We start from the raw sequence: 17572 nt of genomic DNA on the forward strand, positions 1-17572 counted from the left end.
CGCATATTTGAACCATGTTTCTACGACACTCAGGAGCGGCCGTATGAGCGCTGTGACCCCCGCTGGAGGCGACACCGCGGCGGCCCGTTCCTGGCCCGACGTACTGAGCGCGCTGCTGGCCGGACAGGACCTGAGCACCGCCGACACGGCGTGGGCGATGGACCGCATCATGAGCGGTGAGGCCGCGGACGCGCAGATCGCGGGCTTCCTGGTGGCGCTGCGGGCCAAGGGCGAGACGGTCGAGGAGATCACCGGTCTCGTCGAGACGATGTACGCCCACGCGAAGCCGCTGGACATTCCGGGTCCTGCCGTCGACATCGTCGGTACGGGCGGCGACCGGGCCAAGACGGTCAACATCTCGACGATGTCCGCGATCGTGATCGCCGGTACGGGGGCGAAGGTCGTCAAGCACGGCAACCGGGCCGCGTCCTCGGCGAGCGGTTCCTCAGACGTGCTGGAGAAGCTCGGCATCAATCTGAACCTGCCGACCGAGCAGGTGGCGCGGGTGGCGGCGGAGGCCGGGATCACCTTCTGTTTCGCGGCCAAGTTCCACCCGTCGATGCGGTTCGTCGGCGCGGTCCGGGGGGCGCTGGGGATTCCGACCGCGTTCAACCTCCTCGGCCCGCTCACCAACCCGGCGAAGGTCACCTCGTCGGCGGTCGGCTGCTTCGACACCCGTATGGCCGGGCTCATCGCGGGCGTGCTCGCCGAGCGCGGCTCCTCCGCGCTGGTGTTCCGCGGTGACGACGGTCTGGACGAGCTGACGACCACGGCGACCTCCCGGGTGTGGATCGTCCGCGACGGCAAGGTCACCGAGGAGTCCTTCGATCCCCGGGACGTCGGCCTCGAACTCGTCCCCGTGGAGGCCCTGCGCGGCGCCGACCCCGACTACAACGCGGGCGTCGCCCGCCGCCTCCTGGACGGCGAGCCGGGCCCGGTGCGGGACGCCGTACTCCTGAACTCGGCGGCTGCCCTGGTGGCGCTGGAGCGGGGGGACGGGCCGTTGGCGGACCGGATCAGGGCCGGGATGGAGAAGGCGGCGGAGTCGATCGACTCGGGTGCCGCCAAGCGGACCCTGGAGCGCTGGGCGGCCGCCACCAACGCGTAGCCGTCCGTACGGCGGTCGTCGTCCCGCGATCCGGACACGGGTTGCGGGACGACGATCACTTCACGTACGTTTTCCGACCAGGTCATGAGTGACAGTCATGAGGCCCCGGCCGACTGTCCGGCAACCCTCCGTCCGTGGCGGGGTGCCCCGGGTGAAGACCAGGCCGTAGGCAGCGAGGTCTGCGGCAAGCGCGGGCCCCTCGAAAGACACCAGGGGTCCTGGTCATCGAGGGAGCCCTCTGTGAGCAAGCGAATGCGATAGGGCGTCGAGCCCCGCCTCCGCACATCCCCTTTCACCCCCTCCGTGCTTGAGCCATGTCCCGCTCGCACGGCGGAACCGCCTTGCCTCTCACAGGAGTTCGCCATGTCTGTCTCCACCACGGCCACCGCTACGACGCTTTGCAGTGACATTTCGGGGGCGCTGCCCGTTCTCGGCCGGGATGTCACCGTCCCGCTCGTCACGGGCGGCGAGGTCACCTACGCGGCGCTCGACTACGCGGCCAGCGCCCCCGCCCTCCAGCGCGTCTGGGACGACGTGGCGGCCTACGCCCCGTACTACGGCAGCGTCCACCGAGGCGCCGGCTACCTCTCGCAGCTGTCGACGGACCTCTTCGAGAACGCGCGGAAGACGGTCGAGGAGTTCCTGGACTGCCGCCCCGACGACCAGCTGATCTTCACCCGCTCCACCACGGACTCCCTGAACCTCCTCGCCGCGGCCCTCCCCGCCGACTGCCAGGTCTTCGTCTTCGAGACCGAGCACCACGCGTCCCTGCTGCCCTGGAAGGACGCCCGGGTCACCTACCTCAACGCCCCGCGCACTCCGGCCCAGGCCGTCGAGACCCTGCAGCAGGCCCTCGCCGCCCGTGACCCCTACAGCCCGGCCCTGGTCTGCGTCACCGGCGCCTCGAACGTCACCGGCGAGCTGTGGCCGGTACGGGAGTTGGCCGCCGCGGCTCACGCCCACGGCGCCCGGATCGTTCTAGACGCCGCCCAACTCGCCCCGCACCACCCGGTGTCCGTCCAGGACCTCGACGTCGACTGGATCGCCTTCTCCGGCCACAAGCTGTACGCCCCCTTCGGCTCCGGAGTCCTCGCCGGCCGCGCCGACTGGCTCCAGGCCGCCGACCCCTACCTCGCGGGCGGCGGCGCCAGCCGCAAGGTAACTCGGCGTGAGGACGGGGGAGTTGACGTGGAGTGGCACGACAGCGCCGCCCGCCACGAGGCCGGCTCCCCGAACGTCATCGGCGCCTACTCCATCGCGTCGGCCTGCAAGGCGCTGACGGAGGCGGGCTTCGACGCGCTGGTGGCCCGCGAGCAGCACCTGATCGCCGAGGTCCGCGCGGGCCTGGCGGCGATCCCCCAGGTCAAGGTCCTGTCCCTCTTCGGCGACGACGCCCCGCGCGTGGGCGTGATCTCCTTCGTCGTCGAAGGCTGGAACAGCTCCCACTTCGCAGCCGCCCTCTCCGCCGAGTACGGCATCGGCGTCCGCGACGGCCTCTTCTGCGCCCACCCCCTGGTCCGCACCCTGCTCGGCAGCGACCCGGGGACCCAGGGCGAGTGCGGCTCCCCCGAGGCGGCCCCCGGCGAGAAGTCCCTCAACGCCATCCGCGTCAGCTTCGGCGCGGGCACCCCGGACGAGCACGTCGAGCGTTTCGTGACGGCAGTACGGGAACTGGTGACCGACGGCGCGAAGTGGAACTACCGTACGCAGGACGGCCGTTGCGTGCCGGCGGTGTGACCGTCCAGGGGTGGGGATTCTACTTGGGGCGAGCGGAGCGGCGGCGGCCGTACGGTGTGCAGGTCCGTCGCTGGGCGGACGTGACGCAGACACAGGACGGTGCGTCCCGACGGTTCCGGGTGACGGGCCTCGGGAGCAGCCCACCCAGGGGCGCGGGGAACTGCGCGACCAGCCACAACGCACGGTCAGTCGCAAACGATCCGCGCCCCCCACCCCACTAGGCGCCCAACCTCAAGAATCCAGCCCAATGGCGAACGCAGCCTCAAGATCGTGCTGGGAGTACGTCCGGAACGCCACGTGCGTGTCCGTGCCCTCGACGCCCGGGATCTTGCTGATCCGGCCGGGGATGACCTCCGCCAGGTCCTCGTGCTGTCGCACCCGCACCATCGCGATCAAGTCGTACGTACCGGTGACGGAGAAGACCTCGCTCACGGATTCGAGCGCGGCGATCGACTCGGCGATCTCCGGAATCCGGTCCACGCTGGTCTTGATGAGGACGATCGCGGTGATCACGGCTGGTTCTCTCCCTCGGGGACCGTTGCTGGGGCGGCCCTCACTCTAGTCGCCCGCCCGTCGCCCGCCACCGCCCTTCCAAGGCCGCCCTTCGGGCCCTTCTTTTTCCTGAATCTGACCCACGCGTAACCGAACCCCAGCGTGAAGCCCACCAGGTGGGCGAGGTACGCCACCCCGGGCCCCTGTGCGGCCTGGCCCGCCGCGAGCCACTGCAGCGCCGCCCAGAACGGGAGTACGACCCACGCCGGGAAGCGCAGCGGCAGGAAGAAGAGGAAGGGGAGGAGGCTCGTCACGCGGGCCCGGGGGAAGAGGTAGAGAAACGCCCCGAGGACCGCCGAGATCGCCCCGGACGCGCCGACCAGCGACTGCGCGGAGTCGGCGTTGGCCAGCGCGTAGCCCAGCAGTGCCAGATAACCGCAGGCCAGGTAGAAGAGGGTGAACTCGACTCGGCCAAGACGTTCCTCGGTCATCGCTCCGAAGACGTAGAGGAAGAGCATGTTGCCGAGGAGATGGATCCAGCTGCCGTGAATGAAAAGGGCGGTGACCGGGGTCAGCGCCTCTCGCCCCGGGCTCGCGAACAGGTCGGCCGGTACCACTCCCCAGCGGTGGAAGTACGCCCGCTGGGCGGCGAGCAGCGCGTCCCCGGTGCCGTAGGAGGGGACGAAGCCCGAGGCCGGGCCGAGGACGAAGATCAGACAGCACAGGGCGATCAGGGCGTATGTCATCGGTGCCGAGGTGTTCCGGAGGGCTCTGACGGCCGCTGTCGCCCAGGTGCTGATCATGGATACAGAGCATGACGTAACGGGACGCACCGGGGCAGGGTGCCTCGCCGCTGTGGACGACCGAGCGGCGAGTACCCGCCAGGCCGTAGGGTTACGAGCCACACTCGCCGGGCAAACCGGCGATCACGGAAACTGGAACAAGAAGGAAGCGGACAGCCACGATGACGGTACCCCTGCCGACCGCCTCGACGCGGTGGCGCTGCACCCTCTGCGGCAACCTCACGCGCTTCGACGTGACGCGTTCGTCGAAGGTCGTGGAGTACCTCCACCTGGACCTGGCGGGTGAGCCGAAGGTGGAGGAGCGCGAGGTGGTCAGTGAGACCATCGAGTCGGTGCGCTGCCGCTGGTGCAACGCCGTGGATCAGGTGGAACTCGTGGACAGGCCGGGCGCCGGCTCCTGAGAGGGAGCGGCCCCGCACACGTATTGGGGTGTGAGGGATGGTGGAGAACTCAGGCGGGGGGCCGGGCGACGGCGCCGCCGAGGTGCTCGACCGTCCGCTGCCCGACGGCGTGCGGAGGAGAGTCGTACAGATCGTGTCGGACGGGTTCGGCGGTCTCACCGTCGCCGAACTGCCCGCGCAGCTACGACAGTACGCCCGCTTCGCCCCCAACCGGCGCGCCAAGTTCGCCGGCAACGCGATGGCCGCCGCGCTGGAGACCGATCCGCTGTTCCGGCAGCGTATCGGGGAGAAGCTGAGAGAGACCCAGCCGGAGCTGACCGGCGCCCTCGACTCCGGCTCGCCGCCCCCGGCCGCGGATCCGCTCGACGTGGCGGCCGCGGCCTATGTGCTGCGCCCCACCGGCTGGGTCAAGCTGGTGACCGCCGCCGGCGAGGAGGCGCTGCGCGCCGACGCCGAGCGCGCCGACGAGGAGAGCCGGGCCGAACTGGAGCGGCTGCGCGAGGAGTTGGCGCAGGCGCGGGACGCGACCCGGACCGAGACCGAGCGGTTGCGCACCGAGCTGGACGCGGCGAAGAAGGAAACGGAATCGCTGCACCGCAAGCTGCGGTCCGCGCACAGCGACATCAAGCGCGGTGAGGCCGCCCTGCGCAAACTGCGCGCCGAGACGGACACCGCGCGCGCCGAGGGCCAGGCGCAGCTGTCCGCGGCCGAGAGCGAGGGCCGGCGGCTCAAGGCCCGGCTCGCCGAGGCGGAGGCGGCCCTGGAGGCCACCCGCAAGGCGGCCCGGGAGGGGCGCAGCGTCGAGGACATGCGGGTACGGCTGCTGCTCGACACCGTACTGGAGGCGACCCAGGGGCTGCGCCGCGAACTGGCGCTGCCGCCCGTCTCCGTACGGCCCGCCGAGACCGTCGACGCGGTCGAACCGGGACGAATGACCCCGAAAGACATCGCGGCGCGGGCGCTGTCCGAGAACGACCCCGCGATCCTGGACCAGTTGCTCGCGCTGCCGCAGGCCCATCTGGTCGTCGACGGCTACAACGTCACCAAGACCGGCTATCCCCAAATGCCCCTGGAGAAACAGCGGTTGAGGCTGCTGGGGCAGCTCTCCCAGCTGGCCGCGCAGACCGGCGCCGAGGTCACCTGTGTCTTCGACGGGGCCGAGCTGGCCGCGCCGGTGCTGCTCGCGCCGCCGCGCGGAGTACGGGTGCTGTTCTCCAAACCGGGCGTCACCGCCGACGAGTTGATCCGCCAGCTGGTGCGCGCGGAGCCGCCGGGGAGGCCGGTCATCGTCGCCTCGACCGACCGTGAGGTGGCCGACGGCATCGCGAAGGCGGGCGCGCGGCCCGTCGCTTCTGCGGTACTCCTCAAGCGACTGTCGTGAAGGTCAACGTACAGGTTTAATGCCGGAATTGACCGATCGGTCACGCAACGTAGCGTCAATCGGCCATCACTGCATGTTGGTTATGTGCAAAGAATGCTTTGAGTGACGGCATTTTTTCGTGTGAGGATTTGAACTGATCACAGGATCATCACTAGGGTCGTGCCTCGAACCTCCGAACGGGTGATCACTCAATAGAAGGAGCTCGACTCCGTGGCGTCCCATCGTCGACCGAAGCAGCCGAGCCGCACGCGTGTCACCGTGCTGACCACCGCAGCCGCTGCCGCCGTTGCCTTCAGCGCTCAGGCCGCCAACGCCGCGCCGAGCGAGAAGCCCAGCAAGGACGAGGTCAAGTCGAAGGTCGACGCCCTCTACGAGCAGGCCGAGCAGGCCACCGAGAAGCTCGACGGGGCCCAGGAGAAGCAGGAGAAGCTCCAGAAGGAGATCTCCACCATCCAGGACAACGTGGCCCGCGGCCAGGAGGAGCTCAACAAGCTCCGGGACGGCCTCGGCACCATGGCCAGCGCCCAGTACCGCACCGGCGGCATCGACCCGTCGATCCAGCTCTTCCTCTCCTCGGACCCGAGCGACTACCTCGACAAGGCGTCCACCATGGACCAGTTGAGCGCTCAGCAGGTCGAGGCGCTCACGAAGATCCAGAGCAAGCAGCGCGAACTCGCCCAGGAGCGCGCGGAGGCGAGCACCAAGCTCAAGGACCTCTCCGCCACCCGCACCGAGCTCAAGAAGAAGAAGGACGAGGTCAAGGCGAAGCTGGCCTCGGCCCAGAAGCTGCTCAACACCCTGACGGCGGCGGAGAAGGCGGCCCTCGCCAAGGAGCAGGCCAACGCGGCCAGCCGCTCCACCTCCCGCGTGAACCTCGGCAACACCGGTTCCGCCTCCAGCCGCGCCGCCGCGGCCTTCGCCGCCGCCCAGTCCGTGATCGGCTCCCCGTACGTCTACGGCGCCTCCGGCCCCTCCTCCTTCGACTGCTCCGGCCTCACCTCCTGGGCCTACGCGCAGGCGGGTGTCTCCATACCCCGCACCTCCGAGGCGCAGGCGAACGCCGGTACCCGGATCTACAGCGAGAGCGACCTCAAGGTCGGCGACCTGGTCATCTTCTACGGCGACTACCACCACGTCGGCCTCTACGCCGGCAACGGCCAGGTGCTGCACGCCCCGCACACCGGTGCCGTGGTCCGCTACGAGGCGATCGGCAACATGACGTTCGAGTTCGGCGTCCGGATCTGATCCGGTCCGTATCCGGTCGTTCCGGACCGCCCGAACGGGCGAATTACGACACACCACGCTGACTCCACGCCCCGCCCATGACCTGCGTCATAGGCGGGGCGTCACGTTGTGTGTCCGCGGAGGTCTTTGGCCCGCACCCCTTCACAGAGCTACTGTCTGGCGCGTTTCCCCGCATCGGGGGAGCGGTCCGTGTCCGCCAGCGGAAGGAGTGCGGCTTCCCGTGGGATCCCGTCGTCGCCAAGCACCGTCCGGGTTCGACCGAGGCGCCAGTGCCGCGGTCTGTGTGATGTCCGCCGCCGCCGCGGCACTGGGCGCCCTTCCGGCCACCTCCGCCATGGCCGCGCCGCACGACGACGCCCGGGCCGAGGTGGACCGGCTCTACCAGGAGGCCGAGAAGGCGACCCAGGCCTACGACAAGGCCGACGAGCGCGCCGGGCAGCTGCACCGGCAGGTCAGCGACGCCCAGGACCGGATCGCCCGGCAGCAGCAGCGCATCAACACCATGCGGGACGCGCTGGGTTCGCTCGCCGGCGCCCAGTACCGCTCCGGCGGCATCGACCCCACCGTCGCGCTGCTGTTCTCCGACGACCCGGCCGACTACCTCGACAAGGCCTCCGTCCTCGACCGCATCACCACCGAGCAGGCGGGCGAGCTGAAGGACCTCCAGGACGCCATGCGCGAACTCGCGCAGGAGCGCAGCGAGGCCTCCGGACACCTCGCCGAACTGGAGCGCAGCCGCAAGGCCGTCGCCGGTCACAAGAAGACCGTCGAGGGCAAGCTCGCCAAGGCCCGCCAGATCCTCAACGGGATGCCGCTCGCCGACCGCGCCGCCTTCGACCGGGCCTCCCGCTCCTCCCGCGTGGACATCCCCGACCTCGGCGCCGGCGTCCCGTCCTCGGGCCGCGCCGCGGCCGCCGTGGCCGCCGCCCAGTCCGCCCTCGGCAAGCCCTACGTCTGGGGCGCCACCGGCCCCAGCGGCTTCGACTGCTCCGGCCTGATGCAGTGGTCGTACGCCCGGGCGGGCGTCCACCTCCCGCGCACCTCGCAGGAGCAGCGCTACGCCGGCCACCAGATCCCGCTCTCCCAGGCGCAGCCCGGCGATCTGGTCGTCTACCGCTCCGACGCCAGCCATGTCGCGATGTACGCGGGCAACGGCCAGGTCATCCACGCCCCCTACCCCGGCGCGCCGGTGCGCTACGACCCGGTCGGCATGATGCCGGTCTCGTCGGTCACGAGGGTCTGACCGGCGCGAAAGGGTCGTACGATCGGGAAGTGACTGGTCGTAGGCGGGCGTCGCGCTCCGGAGTGCTCGCGCTGTGTCTGCTGTTCGGCTCGCTGGTGGCGTGCGGCGGGCAGCCGGCGGCGGACAGTGCGAAGGCGGTGGTGCAGCGCCTGCTGGACACCCAGGCGGCGGCCGTCGTGCACCACGACGAGACGGCGTACACCCGCACCGGCGCGCGCACCGCGTACGAGAACCTGAGCGCCGTACCGCTGGCGTCCTGGTCCTACCGGCTGACCTCGCTGCACCGCTCCGGCGCCACCGCGACCGCCGACGCCGACCTCAGCTACCGCGTCCGGGGCTACGACACCTCACCCGTGACTGTCGGCCGTACCCTCACGCTCCGCCTGACCGCCGACGGGCAGTGGTACGTCGACTCCGACAAGCCCGCGAAGAAGTCGGGCCAGCAGCTGTGGGACCAGGGGAAGGTGAGCGTCGTCAAGGGCGCGCACAGCCTCGTGATGGGGGTCGGGCAGTCCGCCGCCGGTCTGCGCGAGTACCGCACGCTCGCCGACCACGCCGTACCGGCCGTGTCGGGGGCCTGGGGCACCGGATGGACCCGGCACGTCGTCGTGCTCGTCCCCGACTCCTTGGACGCCATGGCGGGGCTCCTGGGCGCACCCGCCGCGTCCTACCGGGGCATCGCCGCGGTGACGACGGGGGAGGCGGGCGGTTCGGGCGACGCCCCGGCCGACCGGATCATCGTCAACCCGGACGCGTACGCCCTGCTGGGCTCGGTCGGCAAGCAGGTCGTGCTCACCCACGAGACGACCCACGTGGCCACCCGCGCCCACACCACCCCCGCCACCCCGCTCTGGCTCTCGGAGGGCTACGCCGACTGGATCGGCTACCGGGGCACGGGCCGCACACCGACGCAGGCCGCGCCCGAGCTGTACCGCGCGGTCGAGGACGGCCACGTCCCGACCGCGCTCCCCGCCGACAAGGACTTCGGCTTCAGCAGCGAGGCGGGCGAACTGGCGCAGGCCTACGAGGGCGGCTGGCTGGCCTGCCGGATGATCGAGGACCGGTGGGGAGTGGTCCAACTGGGCAAGTTCTACCGGGCGGTTGGTGCCCACAAGAAGCGGGCCGGGGCGGTGGAGGACGCGATGAAGAAGGTCCTCGGAGTGAGCCTGGACGACTTCACCGCGCAGTGGCGGGACTACCTCAGGACTCAACTCGCCTGATCCAGGCGGGCGATGGCGCTCTCGACCTGCGTGCAGTGCGCGGGGGTGGCGGTGCTGTTCCGGCGGGCGGCCCGGCGTCAGGAGGACGTCGAGGCCGTCTTCGAGCGTGTCGCCTGACTCGGGAGCGGGGGTACGTCCGCCCAGGTGACCGAGGCCCGCCACAGTTCGCGGGCGGCGGTGAGTGCCGCTGCGACCAGGAGGCCGTTGCGGAGGAGCAGGAGGACGATGCCGAGGTTGTCGCTGGCGACCACGTCGGCGAACCAGACCGGGAACTCCAGGACCGTCACGAAGGCCGCCGCCAGGACCAGGCCGACCGGGAGTTTCATGCGGCTGGCGCGGAAGCAGGAGCAGACGGCCGCGAGGCCGATCAGCCAGACGACGTACTGGGGGCTGATCACCCGGCTGGTGACCGTGAACATCAGCACCGCCACGAAGGCCGCGTCCGCGAGGGTGTGCGGGAGGAAGCGGGCCGCCATCAGGCGCCACAGCATCAGCCAGCCGAAGGCGATCGCGGTGAGGCCGAGGGCGGCCGTGCTGACCCAGTTGACGTAGGGGCCGACGAACTCGACCGAGCCGTAGTTGAGGAGCACCTGGCCCTGCCAGCCGAAGTGCCTGGCCACATGGAAGACCAGGGAGCCCAGCGACTCCACCTCCGTGCCCCGCTCGCGCTGGAAGGTCAGGAAGGCGAACGCGCCCGGCATCGACACCGCGAAGACGGAGGCGACCACGCCCACGGTCACCGCCGCCGCGCCCCATGCCCGGCGCTTGACCGCGCCCAGCAGGAGCAGCGCGGGCCACACCTTCAGCAGGGCGCCGAGGCCCACCAGCGCGCCCATCACGCGCGGGTGCCGGGCGCCGGCGAGCAGCGCGGCCACGGCGACCGCGGTCACCATCACGTCGTAGCGCGCGTACACGGTGGGGCCCAGCAGCGGGACGCCCGCCACCCACACCCAGGCGCCGCGGAGCGTCCGGCCGGGGCGCAGGCCCGTGTACAGGAGCAGGGCCAGGACGGCGAGGTCGGCGAGGCAGGCGAGGACGAAGAACGCCGACGCGTAGTCGAGGAAGCCCAGCAGGGCGGGGGAGAGGATCGGGAGGGCGGCGGCGGGCGGGTACTGCCAGGTGACGTCGTCCAGCGGGAAGCTGCCGTGGCGCAGAGTCTCGTACCAGCCCTGGTAGATCACCGACACATCGCTGGTGACGTCCGGACCGGGGAACACGAACACCTTGAAGACGAACAGCAGCAGAACGATCCGGGTCAGGCCCCAGGTCCCCAGCAGCGCTGCCAGCCGCCGTCTCGCGCCCGCGATCTCCACCTGAGCCCCTGTTCCGTGCCGTGCCTGCCGGGTGAGGGCCACATGTTCTCCCGAGCGGCTGTGCGATGGCCATGAAGCGCGGCCGTGCCGAGCTGTGAACCCTCCCCGGGTAAGGTCTGCCGCGTGCGCAAGACCCTGATCGTGACCAATGACTTTCCGCCCCGGCCCGGGGGCATCCAGGCCTTCCTGCACAACATGGCGCTGCGCCTCGATCCCGAGCGGCTCGTCGTCTACGCCTCCACCTGGAAGCGCGGCCGGGAGGGCGCCGAGGCGACCGCCGCCTTCGACGCCGAGCAGCCCTTCAAGGTCGTACGGGACTCGACGACCATGCTGCTGCCGACGCCCGCCGCGACCCGGACGGCTGTCGGGCTGCTGCGTGAACACGGGTGTACGGCGGTGTGGTTCGGGGCGGCGGCGCCGCTCGGGCTGATGGCGCCGGCGCTGCGGAAGGCCGGTGCCGAGCGGCTGGTGGCCACGACCCACGGGCACGAGGCCGGGTGGGCGCAGCTGCCCGCCGCGCGTCAACTCCTGCACCGCATCGGGGAGTCGACGGACACGATCACCTACCTCGGGGAGTACACGCGGTCGCGGATCGCCGGTGCGCTGAGTCCGGAGGCTGCGGCCCGGATGGTCCAACTGCCGCCGGGTGTCGACGAGAAGGTGTTCCATCCGGGTTCCGGTGGCGCCGAGGTGCGGGCGCGGCTCGGGCTCACCGAGCGGCCCGTCGTCGTGTGCGTCTCGCGGCTCGTGCCGCGCAAGGGGCAGGACACGCTGATCCTCGCCATGCCGCGCATCCTCGCCCGGCAGCCCGCCGCCGTCCTGCTGATCGTGGGCGGCGGGCCGTACGAGAAGGACCTGCGGCGGTTGGTCCGGGAGACGGGCGTCGGCGACTCCGTGCGGTTCACGGGGGCCGTGCCCTGGGCCGAGCTGCCCGCGCACTACGGCGCCGGTGACGTCTTCGCGATGCCCTGCCGGACCCGGCGCGGCGGGCTCGACGTCGAGGGACTCGGGATCGTCTACCTGGAGGCGTCGGCCACCGGGCTGCCCGTGGTCGCCGGTGACTCCGGCGGCGCGCCCGACGCGGTGCTCGACGGCGAGACCGGGTGGGTGGTGCGGGGCGGGTCCCCGGAGGAGGCCGCCGACCGGATCGTCGCGCTGCTCGCGGACCCGGAACTGCGCCGCAACATGGGGGAGCGGGGCCGGAGTTGGGTCGAGGAACGGTGGCGCTGGGACCTCCTGGCGGAGCGGCTGAGGGCGCTGTTGTAGGGGCTGGTCGCGCCCACGCGGCGGAGCCGCATATCGATACAGCCCCGCGCCGCTGTCTTCAGGGGCGCGGGGAACTGCGCGACCAGCCCCCACGCACCCGCACCCGCCCGACCACCTCACCCGGTACCCCCCCACGGCGCCCCAAAACCGGCGCAGCCCCTTGGCGGAACCGAATAATCCGCACATGCTGCGCGCATGACAGCAAAACTGACGCAGCATCAGCTGACGAGACGTCAAATACTGGGCATGATCGCCCTCCAGACCGCCGCAGCGGCCGGTCTCACCCGAATCGGCCTCCAGTCGGCCCAGGCCGTCGAACCCGCGGCCGTCGAAACCGCCCCCGCGATCGTCGTCGGCTCCGGCTACGGCGGAGCGGTCGCCGCCCTCCGCCTGGGCCAGGCCGGCATCACCACGCTCGTCCTGGAGATGGGCAGGCTCTGGAACACCCCCGGCTCCGACGGCAAGATCTTCTGCAACACCGCCAACCCGGACCAGCGCTCCATGTGGTTCAAGACCCGCACCGAGGCCCCGCTCGCGAGCTTCCTCTGGCTGGACGTCGTCAACAAGGACATCACCCCGTACCCGGGCGTCCTGGACCGCGTGCACTACGACAGCATGTCCGTGTACGTGGGACGCGGTGTCGGCGGGGGCTCGCTGGTCAACGGCGGGATGGCGGTCACGCCGCGTCAGTCGTACTTCACCGAGCAGTTCCCCACCGTGGACGCGACCGCGATGTACAACACGTACTTCCCGCGCGCCCGCACCATGCTCGGCGTCAACACCGTCGACCCGACCTGGTTCGAGTCGACCGAGTGGTACCAGTTCACCCGCACCTCACGGAAGGCCGCCGCCAACACCGGTCTGACGACCACGTTCGTGCCCAACGTCTACGACTTCGGCTACATGCAGCAGGAGGCGGCCGGCACCGCCGCCAAGTCCGCGCTCGCCCAGGAGGTCATCTACGGCAACAACTACGGCAAGAAGAGCCTCGACAAGACCTACCTCGCCTCGGCGCTCGGCACCGGCAAGGTCACCATCCACACCATGGAGAAGGTCAAGGCCGTCACGCGGGCGAGCGACGGGTCGTACCTGCTGACCGTCGACCGGATCGACAACACCGGCGCGGTCGTCGAGACCAAGCAGTACAGCTGCGCCTATCTGTTCCTCGGCGGCGGCAGCCTCGGTACCACCGAACTCCTCGTCCGCGCCCGGGACACCGGCACGCTGCCCGCGCTGGACGCCACGGTCGGGGCGGGCTGGGGGCCCAACGGCAACACCATGGTGGGCCGCGCCAACCACATCTGGGACACCACCGGAGCCAACCAGGCGACCATGCCGGTCATGGGCATCGACGACTGGTCCAACACCGACAACCCGGTCTTCGCGGAGATCGCCCCGCTGCCCATCGGGTTCGAGACCTGGGTGAGCCTCTATCTGGCGATCACCAAGAATCCCCAACGGGCCTCGTTCACCTACGACTCGGCGAGCGGCACGGTGAAACTGGGCTGGACCGCGGCCCAGAGCGCGGTCTCGGTCGCCATGGCCAAGAAGCTGTTCGACCGGATCAACTCGGCCAACGCGACGATCTACCGCTCCGACCTGTTCGGCACGCCCAGCAAGGTCTTCGCGGACGACTTCTGCTACCACCCGCTGGGCGGCTGCGTGTTGGGCAAGGCGACCGACAACTACGGCCGGGTGAAGGGGTATCCGAAGCTGTACATCACGGACGGTTCGCTGGTGCCCGGCAACATCGGCGTGAACCCGTTCGTCACGATCACCGCGCTCGCCGAGCGCACGCTGGAACGGGTCCTCGCCGAGGACTTCTGAGCCGAAAGCCCCAACTCGCCCTCTACTTCTGGTAGATGGCCTCGATCTCGTCCGCGTAGTCCCTCGCCACCACATTCCGCTTGAGCTTCAGGGACGGCGTCAGGTGGCCCGACTCCTCCGTGAACTGGGAGGACAGAATGCGGAACTTCCGCACCGATTCCGCCTTCGACACCGCGGCGTTGCCGTCGTCGACGGCGTCCTGGATCGCCTGAACGAGATCCGGGTCGTCCCGCAGCGACGCCGCGGTGGAACCCGCCGGCTTGCCGTGCTCCGCCGCCCAGCGGCCCAGGAACTCGTCGTCGATGGTGACCAGCGCGCCCACGAACGGCCGCCCGTCCCCGACGACCATGCACTCCGCGACCAGCGCGTGCGCGCGGATACGGTCCTCGATCACGGCCGGGGCGACGTTCTTGCCGCCCGCGGTGACGATGATCTCCTTCTTGCGGCCGGTGATCCTGAGGTAGCCGTCCTCGTCGAGGGTGCCGATGTCCCCGGTGTGGAACCAGCCGTCCGCGAGCGCCTCGGCCGTGGCGGCCTCGTTGTTCCAGTAGCCCTTGAACAGGTGCTCGCCGTGCAGCAGCACCTCGCCGTCGTCCGCGATGCGCACCACCGAGCCCGGCAGCGGCTGCCCGACCGTGCCGATCTTCGTCCGGTCCCAGGGGTTGAAGGCCGTGGCGGCACAGGACTCGGTCAGCCCGTACCCCTCAAGGACCGTGAAGCCGATGCCCCGGAAGAAGTGCCCCAGCCGCTCGCCCAGCGGCGCGCCGCCGGAGATCGCGTACTCGCCCCGCCCGCCGAGGACGGCACGCAGCTTGCTGTAGACGAGCTTGTCGAAGGTCTTGTACTTGATCTTCAGACCGAGGGACGGACCCGACGGCGTGTCCAGCGCGCGGCTGTACGCGATCGCGGTGTCGGCCGCCTTGTCGAAGATCTTGCCCTTGCCGTCCGCCTGCGCCTTGGCACGCGCCGAGTTGTAGACCTTCTCGAAGACACGCGGCACACCGAGGATCAACGTCGGCCGGAACGAGGCGAGTTCATCCGTGAGGTTCTTGATGTCCGGGACCAGGCCCAGCTTGATCGGCGCCATCATCGGCGCGATCTGCACCAGCCGCCCGAAGACGTGCGCGAGCGGCAGGAACAGCAGCACCGAGCACTCGCCGGTGCGGAACAGCGGACGCAGCCGCTCCACGATGTTGCCGCACTCCGCGAAGAAGCTGCGGTGGGTCAGCACACAGCCCTTGGGACGACCCGTAGTACCCGAGGTGTACACGATGGTCGCCGGGTCGTCGGCCTTCGCCGCCGAGCTGCGCTCCTCGACGGTCGCGTCCGAGACGTCCTTGCCCGCGCGGCCCAGCTCGTCGATCGCGCCCGCGTCGATCTGCCAGACGTGCTTGAGCGCGGGCAGCCGGTCGCGCACCGACTCGACGGCGGCGGCGTGCCCGTCCTGCTCCACGACGAGCGCGGTGGCCCCCGAGTCGCTCAGGATCCACTGCACCTGCTCCGGCGAGCTGGTCTCGTACACCGGCACGGTGATCGCGCCCGCGCACCAGATCGCGAAGTCGAGCAGCGTCCACTCGTACCGCGTGCGGGACATCAGCCCGACCCGGTCGCCGGGCTGGACGCCGGAGGCGATGAGCCCCTTGGCAGCCGCGTGCACCTCGGCGAGGAAGACCGTGGCGGTCACGTCCTGCCAGCCGCCGTTCGCCTTGCGGGCGATGACGGCGACATCTGGGTGCTGCGCGGCGTTTCTGCGGACGATGTCGGTCAGGTTGCCGTCCGCAGGGACCTCGTACAAAGCCGGAAGGCTGAACTCGCGCAAGACTGCTGCTCCTCATAGGGCGCCGGCGCCACGACGTTGTGTGATGCGACGGTCCGGTCCAAGGCTCGGGCAGGTGCGTCAGGACCGGTGATGGAAATCCTGAGCACGACTGGACTGCCCGGACGTTACCCGCCGGTATGGCTCCTACGACAGGGGGGTCCGGCGAGATGTTCGCTGCGTCACACAGATTGGTGTTTCCTCGCGCACAGTAGTCCACCCCTTTCTTCACTGGCCAGTAACCGCGAGGGAGGCCGCCACTGTTCACGTTTGCCGCACACGCCTACGCTTGATCGTCATGGCACCCACACCATCCGGAAACTCCCGGACGCGCGTCCATGTGGTCAGCGACGTGCACGGCAACGCCCGTGACCTGGCCGAAGCCGGCGAGGGTGCCGACGCCCTGATCTGCCTGGGCGACCTCGTCCTCTTCCTCGACTACGCCGACCACGCGCGCGGGATCTTCCCCGAACTGTTCGGCGAGGCGAACGCCGACCGTCTGGTCGAGCTGCGCACCGCCCGCCGCTTCGAGGAGGCCCGCGAACTCGGCGCCCGCCTGTGGAGCACGGTCGGCGGGGACCGCGCCGCGCTCATCGAGAAGGCGGTCCGCAAGCAGTACGCGGAGATGTTCGGCGCCTTCCCCACCCCGACGTACGCCACCTACGGCAACGTCGACATACCGACCCTGTGGCCCGAGTACGCCGAACCCGGAACCACCGTGCTCGACGGCGAACGCGTGGAGATCGGCGGCTGGACCTTCGGCTTCGTCGGCGGCGGCCTGCGCACCCCCATGCGCACCCCGTACGAGATCAGCGACGAGGAGTACGCCGCCAAGATCGAGGCCGTCGGCGAGGTCGACGTCCTGTGCACCCACATCCCGCCCGAGGTCCCCGAGCTGGTCTACGACACCGTCGCGCGCCGTTTCGAACGCGGCAGCCGGGCCCTCCTGGACGCGATCCGCCGCAGCAGGCCCCGCTATTCACTGTTCGGCCACGTCCACCAGCCGCTCGTCCGCAGGATGCGGATCGGCGCGACCGAGTGCGTCAACGTCGGCCACTTCGCGGGCAGCGGCAAGCCGTGGGCACTGGAATGGTGACCGCCCGCCGATGCCGCAGGTAGGGGGTGCGGTAAGGGGGTTGGCGGGGAGGTAGCCTTCACGCTGCACGCACAAGCGCACGATGACGACGCCCTGCCGGTCCGCATCTGGAGGAGCCACAGCGATGGCGGAACACACCAGTTCGAGCATCACGATCGAGGCGGCACCGGCCGACGTCATGGAGGTGATCGCCGACTTCGCCCGCTACCCGGACTGGACCGGCGAGGTGAAGGAGGCGGACGTCCTCAAGACCGACGAGCGGGGCCGCGCCGAACAGGTCCGCCTCGTCATGGACGCCGGCGCGATCAAGGACGACCAGGTCCTCGCGTACACCTGGACCGGCGACAACGAGGTCTCCTGGACCCTCGTCAAGTCCCAGATGCTGCGCTCCCTGGACGGCTCCTACCTCCTCAAGCCCAAGGGCGCGGGCGCCACGGAGGTCACGTACCTGCTGACCGTGGACGTCAAGATCCCCATGCTGGGCATGATCAAGCGCAAGGCGGAGAAGGTCATCATCGACAGGGCGCTGGCGGGGCTGAAGAAGCGGGTGGAGTCGGGGGAGAAGTAGGGCGACTTATTGGCGCCGGTCACTTGTCCGCCCGTCCGGCGCCTTTTCGACACAGG

Annotated in this window: 15 protein-coding genes and 1 riboswitch; of the genes, 11 read left to right on the forward strand and 4 right to left on the reverse strand. The window is 70.3% G+C overall.

Going from position 1 to position 17572, the window contains the following annotated elements; all coding sequences use genetic code 11:
• Positions 1–43 precede the first annotated feature (43 nt).
• On the forward strand, positions 44–1108 hold the full coding sequence (trpD, locus tag ACIBJH_RS13070; protein WP_399116896.1) for an anthranilate phosphoribosyltransferase: 1065 nt from the start codon (positions 44–46) through the stop codon (positions 1106–1108).
• 80 nt (positions 1109–1188) lie between these two features.
• Positions 1189–1305, forward strand: a riboswitch (SAM riboswitch).
• 166 nt (positions 1306–1471) lie between these two features.
• On the forward strand, positions 1472–2845 hold the full coding sequence (locus ACIBJH_RS13075; RefSeq protein WP_399116897.1) for an aminotransferase class V-fold PLP-dependent enzyme: 1374 nt from the start codon (positions 1472–1474) through the stop codon (positions 2843–2845).
• 231 nt (positions 2846–3076) lie between these two features.
• On the opposite strand, the gene ACIBJH_RS13080 is transcribed toward ACIBJH_RS13075, so the two are convergent.
• Positions 3077–3358: an Lrp/AsnC family transcriptional regulator gene (locus ACIBJH_RS13080; RefSeq protein ID WP_019062383.1), complete on the reverse strand. Its 282-nt coding sequence runs from the start codon at positions 3356–3358 to the stop codon at positions 3077–3079.
• Positions 3355–4140 (reverse strand): rhomboid family intramembrane serine protease, encoded by a 786-nt coding sequence (locus tag ACIBJH_RS13085; RefSeq protein ID WP_399116898.1) that lies wholly within the window; start codon positions 4138–4140, stop codon positions 3355–3357. The genes ACIBJH_RS13080 and ACIBJH_RS13085 overlap by 4 nt, the downstream gene beginning before the upstream one ends.
• 161 nt (positions 4141–4301) lie before the next feature.
• On the opposite strand from ACIBJH_RS13085, the gene ACIBJH_RS13090 reads away from it, so the two are divergent.
• The 5 genes from ACIBJH_RS13090 to ACIBJH_RS13110 all read left to right on the forward strand — a co-directional run bounded on the left by ACIBJH_RS13090 (position 4302) and on the right by ACIBJH_RS13110 (position 9630).
• Positions 4302–4541, forward strand: coding sequence for a hypothetical protein (locus ACIBJH_RS13090; RefSeq protein WP_019067815.1), 240 nt, complete (start codon positions 4302–4304; stop codon positions 4539–4541).
• A 37-nt stretch (positions 4542–4578) separates the two neighbouring features.
• Entirely contained in the window at positions 4579–5922 is a 1344-nt protein-coding gene (locus ACIBJH_RS13095; protein ID WP_399116899.1) for an NYN domain-containing protein, read from the forward strand.
• Positions 5923–6132: 210 nt separating this feature from the next.
• Positions 6133–7167, forward strand: a complete 1035-nt coding sequence (locus ACIBJH_RS13100; RefSeq protein WP_399116900.1) for an NlpC/P60 family protein — start codon at positions 6133–6135, stop codon at positions 7165–7167.
• 220 nt (positions 7168–7387) lie between these two features.
• Positions 7388–8410 carry an NlpC/P60 family protein gene (locus tag ACIBJH_RS13105; protein ID WP_399116901.1) on the forward strand — a complete coding sequence of 341 codons (1023 nt, stop codon included), beginning with the start codon at positions 7388–7390 and terminating at the stop codon, positions 8408–8410.
• Between the two features lie 29 nt (positions 8411–8439).
• Positions 8440–9630, forward strand: a complete 1191-nt coding sequence (locus ACIBJH_RS13110) for a hypothetical protein (RefSeq protein WP_399116902.1) — start codon at positions 8440–8442, stop codon at positions 9628–9630.
• A gap of 77 nt (positions 9631–9707) precedes the next feature.
• Here the strand turns inward: ACIBJH_RS13110 and ACIBJH_RS13115 are convergent, their stop codons facing one another.
• Positions 9708–10943 (reverse strand): glycosyltransferase 87 family protein, encoded by a 1236-nt coding sequence (locus ACIBJH_RS13115; RefSeq protein ID WP_399116941.1) that lies wholly within the window; start codon positions 10941–10943, stop codon positions 9708–9710.
• 123 nt (positions 10944–11066) lie between these two features.
• On the opposite strand from ACIBJH_RS13115, the gene ACIBJH_RS13120 reads away from it, so the two are divergent.
• Positions 11067–12209 (forward strand): glycosyltransferase family 4 protein, encoded by a 1143-nt coding sequence (locus ACIBJH_RS13120; protein ID WP_399116903.1) that lies wholly within the window; start codon positions 11067–11069, stop codon positions 12207–12209.
• Positions 12210–12455: 246 nt separating this feature from the next.
• Positions 12456–14036: a GMC oxidoreductase gene (locus ACIBJH_RS13125; RefSeq protein ID WP_399116942.1), complete on the forward strand. Its 1581-nt coding sequence runs from the start codon at positions 12456–12458 to the stop codon at positions 14034–14036.
• A gap of 22 nt (positions 14037–14058) precedes the next feature.
• On the opposite strand, the gene ACIBJH_RS13130 is transcribed toward ACIBJH_RS13125, so the two are convergent.
• Positions 14059–15855: an AMP-dependent synthetase/ligase gene (locus tag ACIBJH_RS13130; protein WP_399116904.1), complete on the reverse strand. Its 1797-nt coding sequence runs from the start codon at positions 15853–15855 to the stop codon at positions 14059–14061.
• A 337-nt stretch (positions 15856–16192) separates the two neighbouring features.
• On the opposite strand from ACIBJH_RS13130, the gene ACIBJH_RS13135 reads away from it, so the two are divergent.
• Positions 16193–16948, forward strand: a complete 756-nt coding sequence (locus ACIBJH_RS13135) for a metallophosphoesterase (protein WP_399116943.1) — start codon at positions 16193–16195, stop codon at positions 16946–16948.
• 124 nt (positions 16949–17072) lie between these two features.
• The gene (locus tag ACIBJH_RS13140; protein WP_200711592.1) at positions 17073–17516 is read left to right on the forward strand and encodes an SRPBCC family protein; all 444 of its coding nucleotides are present in this window, start codon (positions 17073–17075) and stop codon (positions 17514–17516) included.
• The last annotated feature ends 56 nt before the right edge of the window (positions 17517–17572 follow it).

Source organism: Streptomyces sp. NPDC050548 (genome assembly GCF_044457385.1).
Taxonomy (GTDB): domain Bacteria; phylum Actinomycetota; class Actinomycetes; order Streptomycetales; family Streptomycetaceae; genus Streptomyces.